12 protein-coding genes are annotated in these 13,899 nt (G+C 64.8%); 6 read left to right on the top strand and 6 right to left on the bottom strand.

Going from position 1 to position 13,899, the window contains the following annotated elements:
* Window positions 1–198: 198 nt before the first annotated feature.
* From P6U24_RS02050 to P6U24_RS02040, 3 genes are all read left to right on the top strand, one after another.
* Window positions 199–1,419 (top strand): divergent polysaccharide deacetylase family protein, encoded by a 1,221-nt coding sequence (locus P6U24_RS02050; protein ID WP_407157558.1) that lies wholly within the window; start codon window positions 199–201, stop codon window positions 1,417–1,419.
* Between the two features lie 80 nt (window positions 1,420–1,499).
* A complete protein-coding gene (locus tag P6U24_RS02045) occupies window positions 1,500–2,009 on the top strand; it encodes an RNA pyrophosphohydrolase (protein WP_407157557.1) in 510 nt (169 codons plus the stop codon).
* On the top strand, window positions 2,006–2,545 hold the full coding sequence (locus tag P6U24_RS02040) for an RNA pyrophosphohydrolase (RefSeq protein ID WP_407157556.1): 540 nt from the start codon (window positions 2,006–2,008) through the stop codon (window positions 2,543–2,545). The genes P6U24_RS02045 and P6U24_RS02040 overlap by 4 nt, the downstream gene beginning before the upstream one ends.
* Before the next feature lie 305 nt (window positions 2,546–2,850).
* Here P6U24_RS02040 and P6U24_RS02035 read toward each other — a convergent pair whose 3' ends face one another.
* From P6U24_RS02035 to P6U24_RS02015, 5 genes are all read right to left on the bottom strand, one after another.
* Complete coding sequence (locus tag P6U24_RS02035) at window positions 2,851–3,258, bottom strand: F0F1 ATP synthase subunit epsilon (protein WP_407157555.1); 408 nt, start codon at window positions 3,256–3,258, stop codon at window positions 2,851–2,853.
* 98 nt (window positions 3,259–3,356) lie between these two features.
* Window positions 3,357–4,799, bottom strand: a complete 1,443-nt coding sequence (gene atpD, locus P6U24_RS02030) for a F0F1 ATP synthase subunit beta (protein WP_407157554.1) — start codon at window positions 4,797–4,799, stop codon at window positions 3,357–3,359.
* 93 nt (window positions 4,800–4,892) lie between these two features.
* Window positions 4,893–5,771, bottom strand: coding sequence for a F0F1 ATP synthase subunit gamma (locus P6U24_RS02025; protein WP_407157553.1), 879 nt, complete (start codon window positions 5,769–5,771; stop codon window positions 4,893–4,895).
* 192 nt (window positions 5,772–5,963) lie between these two features.
* The gene (gene atpA, locus P6U24_RS02020; protein WP_407157552.1) at window positions 5,964–7,493 is read right to left on the bottom strand and encodes a F0F1 ATP synthase subunit alpha; all 1,530 of its coding nucleotides are present in this window, start codon (window positions 7,491–7,493) and stop codon (window positions 5,964–5,966) included.
* Entirely contained in the window at window positions 7,493–8,053 is a 561-nt protein-coding gene (locus P6U24_RS02015; protein ID WP_407157551.1) for a F0F1 ATP synthase subunit delta, read from the bottom strand. The genes atpA and P6U24_RS02015 overlap by 1 nt, the downstream gene beginning before the upstream one ends.
* 644 nt (window positions 8,054–8,697) lie before the next feature.
* Between P6U24_RS02015 and P6U24_RS02010 the strand changes: the two genes are divergently transcribed.
* Entirely contained in the window at window positions 8,698–9,252 is a 555-nt protein-coding gene (locus P6U24_RS02010) for a septal ring lytic transglycosylase RlpA family protein (protein WP_407157550.1), read from the top strand.
* 238 nt (window positions 9,253–9,490) lie between these two features.
* On the opposite strand, the gene P6U24_RS02005 is transcribed toward P6U24_RS02010, so the two are convergent.
* The gene (locus P6U24_RS02005) at window positions 9,491–11,701 is read right to left on the bottom strand and encodes a primosomal protein N' (RefSeq protein ID WP_407157549.1); all 2,211 of its coding nucleotides are present in this window, start codon (window positions 11,699–11,701) and stop codon (window positions 9,491–9,493) included.
* 369 nt (window positions 11,702–12,070) lie between these two features.
* Here P6U24_RS02005 and P6U24_RS02000 point away from each other — a divergent pair, with 369 nt between their 5' ends.
* A complete protein-coding gene (locus P6U24_RS02000; RefSeq protein WP_407157548.1) occupies window positions 12,071–13,078 on the top strand; it encodes a tyrosine recombinase XerC in 1,008 nt (335 codons plus the stop codon).
* A 94-nt stretch (window positions 13,079–13,172) separates the two neighbouring features.
* The gene (locus tag P6U24_RS01995; protein ID WP_407157547.1) at window positions 13,173–13,763 is read left to right on the top strand and encodes a DUF4337 domain-containing protein; all 591 of its coding nucleotides are present in this window, start codon (window positions 13,173–13,175) and stop codon (window positions 13,761–13,763) included.
* Window positions 13,764–13,899 lie beyond the last annotated feature (136 nt).

Raw genomic sequence — 13,899 nt, 5'->3', positions numbered from 1 at the left:
GTTTTCAAGCGAAGTGGACACCGGTTCGAAGAAAACGCGTCAAAACAAAAACCTAGAGCCCCGTTCCGATTCAATCGGAACGGAAAAGGCTCTACGCCCCCACAATCCGTAACATCCGCCCTGCTGCGATGAAGGTACGGCCCTGCCGCGGGTGCGGCCTGCCGTGGTATCTTCGGCCCGACTGATTCGGGAAAATCGATGACAGAAGCGGCTGACGAGCTGAGCGCTCCGCTCGGACAGACTGAGACACATCGCAAACGCCGGCTTCGGCTTCCCTTCACCGCCCTGCAAGCGCTCGCGGTGCTGCTTGGCTTGTTCCTGGTCGCGTTCGCCGGCTTTGCCATTTTCGGTGACAATCCGCTCGGCGGCGAGCCGGTCGCGCGCGTCGCGATCAATGTGGGCGTCAAGCCGGCCGACGACAACGCCAAGGCGGTCACCAAGCCCGATGCGCAAGGCGAACATGGCGCTGCGCCTGGGGCAAAGCAGGACGCTGGTGCCGAGCGCAAGACCGTGACCATCATCGACGGCTCCAGCGGCACCCGCCACGAGGTCCCGATCGGCGCCGGCGAGGTCGACAATGCCGAGCCTGGCGCGAGCGCCACACCGGCCGCGGCCATGGCGGGGGTCGATCCCAAGCTGCTCGAGACGTCGCGCTACGGCATGATCCCGGTTGCCGCTGACGGGCTGAAGCCATTCACGGCCTACGCAGCCAGCGCCGACCGCGCCAAGGCGGCGAAGATGCCGGTCGTCGCGATCGTGGTCGGCGGGCTCGGGGTTGGCGCCGCCAAGACCACGGATGCCATCATGAAGCTGCCGTCGGCGGTGACGCTCGCCTTCACACCCTATGGCGCCTATCCGTCCAAGCTGGCTGAGCGGGCACGCGCGCAGCGCCATGAGATCCTGCTGCAGATCCCGATGGAGCCCTACGATTATCCAGACAATGATCCGGGTCCGCAGACGTTGCTTGCGACGCTCGGACCAGACCAGAATCTCGATCGGCTGTATTGGCACATGAGCCGCCTGCAGGGCTATGTCGGTGTCGCCAACTTCATGGGCGCGCGTTTCGTCGCGACCGACAACGCGATGCAGCCGATCGTCGGCGAGGCCGCCAAGCGAGGGCTCGCCTTCTTCGACGATGGCGCGGCGCCACGCAGTGTCGCAAGCGCGCTGGCGACCGGCCAGGCGATGCCGTTCGCCAAGGGCGACGTGGCCATCGATGCTGTACCGACCGCGGTCGAGATCGACCACGCGCTGGCCAGGCTCGAAAGCCTCGCCAAGGACCGCGGTACGGCGATCGGAACGGCCTCGGCGCTGCCGGTGTCGATCGAGCGGCTCGGGGCCTGGATCAAGGGCCTGGACGGTAAGGGTATTCTGCTTGTGCCATTGACAACCGCGATGCTGAAATCAAAATCGAGCTGAGCACGGCGGGAACAACGCCGGCGCGCGTGGTCGGGCCATGGCAGAGCGGCGGCTGCCGACCACAGGAAGGCTTTGACGGAATGACACGGTACGAAGACCTGCCCTACCGAACCTGCGTTGGCGTGATGCTGATCAACAAGGAGGGGCTGGTCTTCATCGGGCGGCGCGCCGGCGGCATTGAGCATGTCGACGAGTCCCATGTCTGGCAGATGCCGCAGGGTGGCGTCGATCCCGGCGAGGACACCTTCGAGGCCGCCAAGCGCGAGCTCTACGAAGAAACCAGCGTCCGCTCGGTGGAGAAACTCGCCGAGATCGGGGACTGGCTGACCTACGACATACCACGCACGGTGGCGGGCCGCGCCTGGAAGGGCCGCTATCGCGGCCAGCGCCAGAAATGGTTCGCGCTACGCTTCACTGGCGACGATGCCGAGATCGATGTCGCGCATCCGGGCGGCGGCCATAAGGCCGAGTTCATCAACTGGCGCTGGGAGCCGATGCAGAACCTTCCCGAACTGATCGTGCCGTTCAAGCGGCCTGTCTATGAGCGGGTCGTGAAGGAGTTCGCCTCACTTGCGGGTGCCTTGCGTTGAGCGACAAGTCCTATCGTCCGAATGTCGGTATCGCCTTGTTCAACACCGCAGGTGAGGTGCTGATCGGGCGCCGTTTCCGCGACGACGGCCCGGAGATCATCCTGCCCGGTCTGGAATGGCAGATGCCGCAGGGCGGCGTCGACGCCGGCGAGGACTTACGCGAAGCCGCGCGGCGCGAGCTGTGGGAGGAGACCAATGTCAGGGACGCCGATTTCCTCGGCGAGACCGATTGGCTGACCTACGAATTCCCGCCCTATCACGGACCTCCGCACCGCTTCGACAGATTCCGCGGCCAGCGCCAGAAATGGTTCGCGCTGCGCTTCACCGGCGATGAGGCCGACATCGATCCGCTGACGTCGCGTAACGGCCAACCTGCCGAATTCGATGCCTGGCGCTGGGAACGGCTCGCACGCGTGCCCGATATCGTGGTGCCGTTCCGCCGCGAGGTCTATCGCGAGGTGGCGCGGCAATTCGCGGGTTTGCGGAGCCGGCCGGTTGATCCCCGTGGCGGGCGGCGTGATCCCTCCCCCTTGTGAGGTCGGCCCTATCGCTCATGAAGAAAGAGGCTGGGCGCGTCGTCTTTTTGCGGCCATCCTTCGAGCCGGCCGCCTACGGCAGCCCCTCAGGATGAGGTCCTCGTTCGCGGCGAGATCTTAAACCCTCGTGGTGAGGAGCGTCCCGCTTTCAACGCGCCTCGAACCATGAGGCCGATGAGTGTGAAGCAATATGCGACTGCCCCTCTCTGCACGGAGGGTCATAAACAAAATTGGCCGGGACGATGCCCGGCCATTTTATTGATTGTCGCCTGAGGTCTTTGCGAGTTCTCGGGCTCGCCGCCGGCTCAATGGAGCGCGGTGGTGTTGAGCTGGTGCTGGATGGTCTTGAAGTGATCCAGCCGCTCGATGGCGCGGTCGAGCTCGTTGCCTTCCTTCTCGGCGAGCTTGGCCTCCATCGCCGCGATCTGCTCGGAGAACGCGGCGCGATCGAGCTCGGCCAGCGAGGTGGCGACCTCAGCCAGCACCGTCAGCCCCTTCTCGGAGACTTCGGCGAGGCCGCCAAGCACGATGATCTTCTGGTGGGTGCTGCCCGTCGTCACCGTCAGGATGCCCGGCCGCACCGCCGCGACGAATGGCGCGTGGCCGGCGAGCACGCCGAAATCACCCTGGAGACCGGGGACATCGACCTGGTCGACCTCGCCCGAGAAGGCGATCTTTTCCGGCGAGACGAGATCGAAGTGGAAGGTAGCCATTGGACACCTGCGAATAGCGAATAGCGAATGGCGAGTAGTGAAAAGGAAGCAGCGAATAGTCTGTCCTATTCGCTACTCCCTATTCGCTATTCGCCCTCTTAGGCCGCCTCAGCGGCCAGCTTCTTGCCCTTCTCGACCGCCTCTTCGATGGTGCCGACCATGTAGAAGGCGGCCTCCGGCAGGTGGTCATACTTGCCTTCGCACAGGCCGCGGAAGCCTTTGATGGTGTCCGCAAGCTCGACGAACTTGCCGGGCGAGCCGGTGAAGACCTCGGCGACGTGGAACGGCTGCGACAGGAAGCGCTCGATCTTGCGGGCGCGCGCCACCGTCAGCTTGTCCTCTTCCGAGAGCTCGTCCATGCCGAGAATGGCGATGATGTCCTGCAGCGCTTTGTAACGCTGCAGGATCTGCTGGACCATGCGCGCGGTGGTGTAGTGCTCCTCGCCGACGACCAGCGGCGAGAGCATGCGCGAGGTCGAGTCGAGCGGATCGACCGCCGGGTAGATGCCCTTTTCCGAGATCGCGCGGTTCAGCACGGTGGTGGCGTCCAAGTGCGCGAACGAGGTCGCCGGCGCCGGATCGGTCAAGTCGTCGGCCGGCACGTAGATCGCCTGCACAGAGGTGATCGAGCCCTTGGTGGTGGTGGTGATGCGCTCCTGCAGCGCGCCCATGTCGGTGGCGAGCGTCGGCTGATAGCCCACTGCCGAGGGGATGCGGCCGAGCAGAGCCGACACTTCCGAGCCAGCCTGCGTGAAGCGGAAGATGTTGTCGACGAAGAACAGCACGTCCTGGCCCTGGTCGCGGAAATATTCCGCGACGGTGAGGCCGGTGAGGCCGACGCGGGCGCGCGCGCCCGGCGGCTCGTTCATCTGGCCGTACACCAGTGCGCATTTCGACTGGACGCCCGCTTCAGGCTTGTGCGGATCCGCGTTCACCTTGGACTCGATGAACTCGTGATAGAGGTCGTTGCCCTCGCGGGTACGCTCGCCGACACCGGCGAACACCGAGTAGCCACCATGGGCCTTGGCGACGTTGTTGATCAGCTCCTGGATCAGCACGGTCTTGCCGACGCCGGCGCCGCCGAACAGGCCGATCTTGCCGCCCTTGGCATAGGGCGCAAGGAGATCGACGACCTTGATGCCGGTGACGAGAATTTCCGCTTCGGTGGATTGATCGGTGTATTCGGGCGCCGGCTGATGGATGGCGCGTTTGCCGACCGCCTTGATCGGACCGGCCTCGTCGACGGGGTCGCCGACCACGTTCATGATGCGGCCGAGCGTGCCGTCGCCGACCGGCACCGAGATCGGCTCGCCGGTGTCCGTGACCTCCTGGCCGCGCACCAGCCCTTCGGTGGTGTCCATCGCGATGGTGCGCACGGTGTTCTCACCGAGATGCTGGGCGACCTCGAGCACGAGGCGGTTGCCGGCGTTCTTGGTTTCCAGCGAATTGAGAATGGCGGGCAGATGACCTTCGAACTGCACGTCGACGACGGCGCCGATGACCTGGGTGACCCGACCGATCTGGTTGGCTGCGGTAGCCATGAACTGCTCTCCTTACGATCCGAATTTCTCGACCTCGGTCGCTCGACCGGGGATATTGACCTTGCTTGCTTCGCCTTGGCGCCCTGCGGCCGTTTACACCGCCTCGGCACCCGAGATGATTTCGATCAGCTCCTTGGTGATCATCGCCTGGCGGGTGCGGTTGTAGACCAGCGTCTGCTTGCGAATCATCTCGCCGGCGTTGCGCGTGGCGTTGTCCATCGCGGTCATCTGCGCGCCGTAGAACGAGGCGTTGTTCTCGAGCAGGGCGCGGAAGATCTGCACGGCGACATTGCGCGGCAGCAGCCCGGCCAGAATCTCGTCCTCTTCCGGCTCGTACTCGTACAGCGCAACCGGGCCGGCATTGGCGGCGGGCGGTTCGATCACGAGCGGAATGATCTGCTGCGCGGTGGGGATCTGGGCGATCACCGACTTGAAGCGCGAGTAGAATAGCGTGCAGATGTCGAACTCGCCGGCCTCGAAGCGGGCGATGACTTTCTTGGCGATGTCATTGGCATTGGTGAAGCCGAGCTGGCGAACGGCGCGCAGATCGACGTGCTCGATGATCTGCTTGTCGAACTGGCGGCGGAGCTGCTCATAGCCCTTGCGGCCGACGCAGAAGAACTTGACGTCCTTGCCCTGGTTCATCAGGGCCAGCGCCCGCTCGCGCGCCAGACGCACGATCGAGGAGTTGAAGGCGCCGGAGAGGCCGCGCTCGCCGGTGCAGACCAGCAGCAGATGCACCTGGTCGCGGCCGGTGCCGGCCAGCAGCGCCGGGGCAGTGGAAGACCCGGCCGCCGCGGCCGCGATATTGGAGATCACCACGTCCATCTTCTCGGCATAAGGACGCGCCGCTTCGGCGGCCATCTGCGCGCGGCGCAGCTTGGACGCCGCGACCATCTGCATGGCCTTGGTGATCTTCTGCGTCGCCTTGGTCGAGGCGATGCGGACCCGCATGTCTTTCAGCGATGCCATTTTCGTTCAGCTCACAGCAGTATCTATTGCGCGTCCCTCCCCCGCACGGGGAAGGCCTACCCCGACTTGATCGGGGGGTCGGGGCGGAGGCTGCACCTGATCGAGCGCCCCCTCCCGACCGGCTTCGCCGGTCAACCTCCCCCGCAAGCGGGAGAGGTGAAGAAACAAACCTGGCCCAGGCCAAGTCTCGTCTTACGAGAACGTCTTGGCGTAGCCTTCGACCACGGCCTTCAGCTTGGCCGCACTGTCGTCCGACAGGTCGCGGCTGTCGCGGATGGCGTTCAGCAGGTCGGCATGCTTGCCGCGCAGCGTCGACAGCAGGCCTTCCTCGAATGCGCCGACCTTGGCGACCGGCAGAGCGTCGAGATAGCCGTTGGTGCCGGCCCAGATCACGCACACCTGCTCTTCCATCTTCAGCGGCGAGAACTGCGGCTGCTTCAACAGTTCGGTGAGGCGCGAGCCGCGATTCAAGAGCCGCTGGGTGGCGGCATCGAGGTCGGAGCCGAACTGCGCGAACGCCGCCATTTCGCGGTACTGCGCAAGCTCACCCTTGATCTTGCCGGCGACCTTCTTCATCGCCTTGGTCTGCGCCGAGGAGCCGACGCGCGACACCGACAGACCGACGTTCACCGCAGGACGAATGCCCTGGAAGAACAGGTCGGTCTCCAGGAAGATCTGGCCGTCGGTGATCGAGATGACGTTGGTCGGGATGTAGGCCGACACGTCGTTGGCCTGGGTCTCGATGACCGGCAGCGCGGTCAGCGAGCCTGCGCCCTGGGTGTCGTTGAGCTTGGCGGCGCGCTCGAGCAGACGGGAATGCAGATAGAACACGTCGCCCGGATAGGCTTCGCGGCCCGGCGGACGGCGCAGCAAGAGCGACATCTGGCGGTAGGCGACGGCCTGCTTGGAGAGGTCGTCATAGATGATGACGGCGTGCATGCCATTGTCGCGGAAGTACTCGCCCATGGTGCAGCCGGTGAACGGGGCGAGATACTGCATCGGCGCCGGATCGGACGCGGTCGCCGCGATCACGATCGAATATTCCAGCGCGCCCTGCTCCTCCAGCACCTTGACGAACTGCGCGACCGTCGAGCGCTTCTGGCCGACGGCCACGTAAACGCAATACAGCTTGATCTTCTCGTCCGGTTGCGCGTTCAGCGGCTTCTGGTTCAGGATGGTGTCGAGCGCGATCGCGGTCTTGCCGGTCTGACGGTCGCCGATGATCAGCTCGCGCTGGCCACGGCCGATCGGGATCAGCGCGTCGATGGCCTTGAGGCCGGTCGCCATCGGCTCATGCACCGATTTGCGCGGAATGATGCCGGGCGCCTTGACGTCGACGCGGCGACGCTCGGAGGACTGGATCGGGCCCTTGCCGTCGATCGGGTTGCCGAGCGCGTCGACGACGCGGCCGAGCAGGCCCTTGCCGACCGGCGTGTCGACGATGGCGCGGGTGCGCTTGACCGTCTGGCCTTCCTTGATCTCGCGGTCGGCACCGAAGATGACGACGCCGACATTGTCGGTTTCGAGGTTCAGCGCCATGCCGCGGGTGCCGTTCTCGAACTCGACCATCTCGCCGGCCTGGACGTTGTCCAGACCGTAGACGCGGGCGATACCGTCACCGACGGACAGCACCTGTCCGACTTCGGAGACCTCGGCTTCCTGGCCGAAATTCTTGATCTGGTCCTTGAGGATCGCGGAAATTTCCGCGGCGCGGATGTCCATCAGCCTGCCTCTTTCATCGCGTGCTTGATCGAATTGAGTTTGGTGCGAAGCGAGCTGTCGATCATGCGGCTGCCGAGCTTGACGACAACACCGCCGATGATCGCAGGATCGACTTTCACGTTGAGCGTGACGTCCTTGCCGGCCACCGATTTCAGGGCGTCCTTCAGGGCGTCGAGATTCTTGTCAGATAGGGCGTCGGCGACCGTGACGTCAGCCATGACCTCGCCCCTGAACTTTGCCACCAAAGTATTGAAAGCGCGGATCACGTCGGCCACCGCAAACAGGCGGCGATTGGCGGTGAGCACCTTCAGGACATTGGCGGCGATGCCGGTGATGCCGGCCTTGTCGAGCACGGCGGCAAGCGCCTTCTGCTGCACATCGGCCCCGAACACGGGGCTGCGGACCAGCCGCTTGAGGTCGGCGCTCTCGTCGAGCATGGCATTGAACTTGTCGAGATCGGCCTTGACCGCGTCGACGGATTTCTCGTCGCGCGCCAGCTCGAACAAGGCCGTCGCATAACGACCGGACACACCGGATACGGATGGATCTTCAGCAGCCACAGGCGCGCTCTTTATAGATGTCAAACCCGCAAGGAAAAACCGTCGCACAACGCAGCGCGAACCGGTCAAGCCCTTGGAATTCAAGCAGGACTTTGATTTTCGATCGCCGCTTGGGAAGCGCGATCACGAAAAGCGGCGCTTTGCTAACATAGCGAAAGCGCAGCCGCAACAAGACGCGACCTCTGAATTGGCGCCTTATCGCCGCGCGTGAGGCCGCAGGGCCACATCGCCTCCGCTGACATCAGCGAGTCAGGAATCCGCTCTGCCGGTGCGATTACACCTGAAATGCCCGGCAGCAGTTCCCCCCGTTCGTGCATGGCCGCCATGACCTCGCGAGGGTTGCGCGGCTCTGAGCGCGCGAGCCCGCCGTCCCCGTTTTACTTGATGAAATCTTATCGATACGCGCGAACACTTAACTTCCAAGTAGAATGAAGTATTCGATCAGTTAATAAATCGTTAAATGCATAGATTACGGAATTTTCCATGATTTCGCGATCCTGATCACAGAATATTTCAGGACGGCCGGAACGAATTCTACTGCCCAATTCGCGCCGCATTGCGCCACCAAACGGCGCCCGCTTCAACCTAACGGGGGTTCATTGGCCACAGAAGGTGGCAATACTGGTCAAAAGGAACTGCGCTAAATGGTGAAAAAGAACTTGTTCGTGGGACAGATCGCCCGCTCGCGCACCGCGCTCGCTATCGTCACCGCCACTTTGCTGGTCGGGGGGACCGCCACGGAAGCCTCGGCGAAGTCGAGGCACCACCATCGCCACCACCATCATCATCACGCGGCGCGTGATGCTTCCGAGGCCGCAACGGCCCAGAACGGCTTCTGGAATAACGACTGGTCGCAGGATTCGTCGCAAAGTGCTTGGCGCAGCGCTCACGCATCGGTCATGCCGACCTCCGGTGGTCACAGCTTCTCGGGCATGGCGTCCTATTACGGCAACGAATCCGGCAGCCGCACCGCCTCCGGTCAGCGCATGAACGCCAATGCCATGACCTGCGCCCACCGTTCGCTGCCCTTCGGCACCCGGCTGCGCGTGACCCATGGCGGCCAAAGCGTCATCGTCACGGTCAATGATCGTGGCCCGTTCGTTCGTGGCCGCGTGCTCGACCTCTCGACCGGGGCTGCCCGCGCCATCGGTCTGACCCGCTCCGGCGTCGGCCGCGTCACCGCCGAAGTCGTCGGATAACGTCTTCGACGTTTCACTGCTCCTCTTCAGCACGCTGTAGGCACTTGCCGTCTCACACTCGCGGAGTGCAGACCGTCATTTGCGCGCCGAGGAGAACGACGACCACGAGTCGCTCGACCCATCCTCGCCGTCATTGCGAGGAGCGTAAGCGACGAAGCAATCCAGATTTCGGCTGATGGCTCGATTCTGGATTGCTTCGCTTGCGCTCGCAATGACGGAGGAAACAGCTGCCGTTCCTCTACAAAAAGCTCTGCGGGTCGACGTCGACCTCGAGCTTGAGATTGCCCTTGGGCTTCTCGGCATGCGCCAGCCAATGGCGCAGATAATCCGACAGATCGAAATTGCGCGCCGATTTCAACAACAGCCGGAAGCGATAGCGGCCCTTGATGACTGCGAGCGGCGCCTCGGCGGGGCCCAGCAGCGTCACGCCCTCCTCGCGCGGCGCGCTGCCGGCGAGCCTGCGCGCAAAGCCTTCGGCCGTGGGGCGATCGCCGGCGGAGATGATGAGGCTCGCCAGCCTGCCGAACGGCGGGTAGCCGGTGCGCTCGCGGGCCTCGATCTCGCTGGCATAAAATGCCTCGCGGTCGCAGGCGATCAGTGCCTTCATCACGGGATGCTCGGGCTGATGCGTCTGCAAGTACCCGACGCCGCGGCCCTGGTCGCGGCCGGCCCGGCCGATGACCTGGTTCAAGAGCTGCCAGGTGCGTTCGGCCGCGCGGGGATCGCCGTTGCCGAGGCCCAGATCGGCGTCCACCACGCCGACGAGATTGAGCCTGGGAAAATGATGGCCCTTGGCGACGAGCTGGGTGCCGATGATGATGTCGACGCGGCCTTGCGCAATCTCGTTGAGCTCTGCGCGCATGGTCTCGATCGAAGTAATGAGATCGCTCGACAGCACCATGCTGCGCGCCTCCGGAAACAGCGCCGCCGCCTCCTCCTGCAGCCGCTCGACGCCGGGGCCAACGGCCACCAATGATTCCTCAGCGGCGCAACGCGGGCACGTCGGCGGCCGCGGCATCGAGAAGCCGCAGTGATGGCAGACCAGCCGCTGGCGAAAGCGATGATCGACCAGCCAGGCGTCGCAGATGGTACACGCGAATCGATGGCCGCAGGCGCGGCACAGCGTCAGCGGTGCATAGCCGCGGCGATTGAGGAACAGCAGCGCCTGCTCGCGCCGCTCCACCGCCTGCCTGATCTCGCCGGCGAGGCGCGGCGAGATGAAGCGGCCGCGCGGCGGCGGCTCGCGGCGGAGATCGATCGCCTCGATATGCGGCATGTGCTGGCCGCCGAAGCGCGATGGCAGCGCCACGCGCTGATAGCGACCTTTGCGCGCGTTCACTTCGCTTTCGACCGAGGGCGTGGCGGAGGCCAGCACCACAGGGATCTTCGCAATGTGGCCGCGCACCACCGCCATGTCGCGGGCGTGATAATGCGCGCCCTCGTCCTGCTTGTAAGCTTGGTCGTGTTCCTCATCGACAATGATGAGGCCGAGATTGGCGTAAGGCAGGAACAGCGCCGAGCGCGCACCGACCACGACCGGCGCCTCGCCGGCCGCGATCGCCGCCCAATTGCGCTGGCGTGTGCGAGGGGTCAGCTCCGAATGCCATTCCAGCGGCCGCACGCCGAAGCGGCGTGAGAAGCGATCCAGAAACTGCCCTGTCAGCGCAATCTCCGGCATCAGCAATAGCGACTGCCTGCCGCGGCGGATGGTCTCGGCGACCGCTTCGAAATAGACCTCGGTCTTGCCGGAGCCGGTGACACCATCGAGCAGCGCGACATGGAAGGTGCCGTTGGCGGCGAGCGTGCGCATCGCATCGACGGCACTACGCTGGACCGGCGAAAACTCCGGCTGCGCGAAGGTTGGATCGGGCACGGGCGGCGGCGGCGCTGGCTGCATCGCTTCCACCGTCAACGTGCCTTCGTCGACGAGACCATCGATCACGCTCGCCGAGACGCCGGCCTCGCGCATCAGATCGGACTTGCCATGCAGAAGACCGTCCGAGACTGCCTCGATCACGCGGGCACGGGCCAGTGTCAGCCGCTTCGGCGGCTCGCCGACCAGCCGCACGCCGAGCCTGATGCGCTCCGGGCCGAGATGCTCGCCCATGCGCAAACACATCCGCAGCACCATGCCGCGCGCCGACAGCGTGTAGCTCGCGACCCAATCGACCAGCGAGCGCAGCTCGTCCTTGAGCGGCGGCACGTCGAGCTTCTCGGAGACGTCCTTCAGGCGGTTGTGCAGGCGCGGATCGGGATTGGCGTTATTGGCCCACACCACCGCCAGCACCTCGCGCGGCCCTAGCGGCACGCCGACCACGTCGCCCGGCTTCAGCTCCATGCCGCGCGGCACACGATAGGAATACGTGTGATCGAGCGCGACCGGAACCAGCACATCGACCACGCGGGTCGTGCTGGCTGCACCTGGAAAGAGATCGGTCGCGCGGTCCATGGGATCCGGAAGGGATTGTGATCGGATGAGGCTGATGCTGTCGCAAACTTAGCGAACGGTAAACGAACGAGATGCGATATATCGGGTATCATGAGTTGAGGTCGAGCTGTATCGGCGGATGACAGTGCACCCTCTCCCCTTGTGGGAGAGGGTGGCGCGAATGAGCGAAGCGAAATTCGGGCCGGGTGAGGGGTCTGTCTCGGCAAGCGCCTATGCCGCGAGACCCCCTCACCCGCCTCGCTCTGGACGATGCTTCGCATGGCTCGGAGCTCGGCACCCTCTCCCACAAGGGGAGAGGGCCGAGCACTGCATGCCGCCGCATCTCGATCAACATCATGAGCGCGATGAACGGGCGAGCATCCGAGTTCGATGGCGAAGGCAGCGAAACCGACCGACGAGGCCGCGGACAAGACCTCGCAGAAGGCGCCCGAGACGCTCGATCTCGTCTGCGCCGAGGACAGCCTCGTCCAGGCAATGACGCAGTGGCTCGCGCATCTGCGGGCCGAGCGGCGGCTGTCGCCGAAGACGCTCGAGGCCTATGCGAGGGACGTGCGGCAATGCCTGCAGTTCCTGAGTGAGCATTTCGGCGAGCGCGTCGGCCTGTCGCGCTTCGCCGCGCTGGAGGCAACCGATGTCCGCGCCTTCATGGCGATGCGCCGCGCTGACGACATTGCCGGCCGCTCCTTGATGCGGGCGTTGGCGGGCCTGCGCTCGTTCGCTCGATTCCTGGAGCGTGAGGGCAAGGGCAAGGTCGGTGCCTTCTCCGCGATCCGGGCGCCGAAGATCGCCAAGAGCCTGCCGAAACCGCTGCCCATGGATGCTGCCAAGCGCGTGACCGATGCCGACGAGCGCGCCGGCGAGGCACGGGAGACCTGGGTGCTGGCGCGCGATGCCGCCGTGCTGGCGCTGCTCTACGGCTCGGGCCTGCGTATCTCCGAGGCGCTGGGACTCAAGCGTCGCGAGGTGCCGAAGCCCGGCGAGGGCGACGTGCTGATCGTGACCGGCAAGGGCAACAAGACCCGCATGGTGCCGGTGCTTCAGAACGTACTGCAGCTGATCGACGAATACACCAAGCTGTGCCCCTACTCGCTGCCGGCCGAAGGGCCGATCTTCCTCGGTGCCAAGGGCGGACCTCTCAGTCCGCGCATCATCCAGCTCGCAATGGAGCGGCTGCGCGGCGCGCTCGGCCTGCCCGACAGCGCCACGCCGCATGCGCTGCGGCACTCCTTCGCTACGCATCTGTTGTCACGCGGCGGAGACTTGCGCGCGATCCAGGAGCTGCTTGGCCACGCCTCGCTCTCGACCACGCAGATCTATACCGGCATCGATTCTGAACGGTTGCTTGAGGTCTATGCGTCAGCGCATCCCAGGCGGTGAGCGCGCCACGCGACATCTTTCCGTCACATCGTTTTCCTTGCGCTGTTCCCGCGGTTCCGGCAATCGTGGCAGCGGGACCATTCCGGAGGGATTCATGAGCGCTCACGAGAGCATGGAGCACGCCGAACACGCCGAACATGCGTCGGGTGAGAACAAGAAGATCGCGCTGCTGATCGCGGTCATCGCGCTTTTCCTGGCGCTCTCAGAGACGCTCGGCAAGGGCGCGCAGACCGAGTCGATCAGCAAGAATGTTGAAGCGGCAAATGCGTGGGCATTCTTCCAGGCCAAGACCATCCGCCGCACCGTGGTGCAAACCGCAGCCGAGCAGGGCAAGCTGACGCTGGGCAGCACCACCGACGAGGCGACGAAGGCGGCGCTGCAGAAGCAGATCGAGGAGTGGCAGAAGAATGCCGCGCGCTACCGGTCCGAGCCGGAGACCGGCGAAGGCAGCGAGCAGCTCGCCGAGCGCGCCAAGCACGCCGAGGAGGAGCGCGACCTCGCCACGGCGAAATACCATCACTACGAGCTGGCCTCGGCGATGTTTCAGATCGGCATCGTGCTGGCCTCAGCCACCATCATCACGGGCATCCTGACACTGGCCTGGATCTCCGGAGCCCTGACTCTGGTCGGCATCGCGATGACGCTGCTCGGCCTGTTCCAGCCGCATCTGCTGCACTTGCATTGAGAGTTTCGCGCGATCGACCGCGCTGCTTCGCAGACGGAAGTGCACCCTCTCCCCTTCTTGTGGGAGAGGGTGGCGCGCATGAGCGAAGCGAAATGCGGGCCGGGTGAGGGGTCTCTATCCGCGGAGACAGACCCTC

The organism is Bradyrhizobium sp. STM 3557 (genome assembly GCF_045571465.1).
Classification (GTDB): domain Bacteria; phylum Pseudomonadota; class Alphaproteobacteria; order Rhizobiales; family Xanthobacteraceae; genus Bradyrhizobium.
The sequence above is the reverse complement of the archived record's forward strand: the minus strand, read 5'-3'. Positions and strand labels throughout refer to the sequence as shown.

Bases quoted from the DNA above. Each gene is read 5' to 3' on its own strand.
- P6U24_RS02050 (WP_407157558.1), top strand. From the start codon at position 199: ATGACAGAAGCGGCTGACGAGCTGAGCGCTCCGCTCGGACAGACTGAG.
- P6U24_RS02045 (WP_407157557.1), top strand. From the start codon at position 1,500: ATGACACGGTACGAAGACCTGCCCTACCGAACCTGCGTTGGCGTGATG.
- P6U24_RS02035 (WP_407157555.1), bottom strand. From the start codon at position 3,258: ATGGCTACCTTCCACTTCGATCTCGTCTCGCCGGAAAAGATCGCCTTC.
- atpD (WP_407157554.1), bottom strand. From the start codon at position 4,799: ATGGCTACCGCAGCCAACCAGATCGGTCGGGTCACCCAGGTCATCGGC.
- P6U24_RS02025 (WP_407157553.1), bottom strand. From the start codon at position 5,771: ATGGCATCGCTGAAAGACATGCGGGTCCGCATCGCCTCGACCAAGGCG.
- atpA (WP_407157552.1), bottom strand. From the start codon at position 7,493: ATGGACATCCGCGCCGCGGAAATTTCCGCGATCCTCAAGGACCAGATC.
- P6U24_RS02010 (WP_407157550.1), top strand. From the start codon at position 8,698: ATGGTGAAAAAGAACTTGTTCGTGGGACAGATCGCCCGCTCGCGCACC.
- P6U24_RS02005 (WP_407157549.1), bottom strand. From the start codon at position 11,701: ATGGACCGCGCGACCGATCTCTTTCCAGGTGCAGCCAGCACGACCCGC.
- P6U24_RS02000 (WP_407157548.1), top strand. From the start codon at position 12,071: ATGGCGAAGGCAGCGAAACCGACCGACGAGGCCGCGGACAAGACCTCG.
- P6U24_RS01995 (WP_407157547.1), top strand. From the start codon at position 13,173: ATGAGCGCTCACGAGAGCATGGAGCACGCCGAACACGCCGAACATGCG.